The organism is Brucella tritici (genome assembly GCF_902825325.1).
GTDB lineage: Bacteria > Pseudomonadota > Alphaproteobacteria > Rhizobiales > Rhizobiaceae > Brucella.
In genome coordinates this window covers 1-352 of the sequence record NZ_CADEAR010000086.1, presented here as the reverse complement: position 1 = coordinate 352, position 352 = coordinate 1, and the positions used below count along the sequence as shown (strand labels likewise).

Sequence of the window (352 nt, the reverse complement as noted above, 5' to 3'; positions counted from 1 at the left end):
TTAGATGCAGACAGATCGGCGAGCACATGTTCAGGCGAGATTTCTGACCAACGTGGGGCTGAGAAGATATTGTGTTCTGGCAGGCAACCACTCGATTCTTGATAGACGAATGCGAATGCACGACTTTCGAGCACTGTCCTGTCGTTTTTAACGGTCAGGATGCAAGCGGCACGGATAGTTTCAACAATCTTGCCTAGCCCGCCTTGAGCCGAGTGACACAGTCGTCCCACAAAGTCTGCTTCTCGCAGTTCATCCGCGATTTTCAGGCCACAGAGCTGTTCGGCAATTTTGGTCATGGCATCGTTGATGAATTGCTGATCATCAGTAGGGCTCTGCTCAACATAGCGGATGA

General features: G+C 50.6%; 1 pseudogene. It reads right to left on the bottom strand.

What is annotated here, in order from left to right:
• Positions 1-352 (bottom strand): annotated as a pseudogene (locus tag HWX93_RS22780) (ATP-binding protein); the annotation flags it as partial.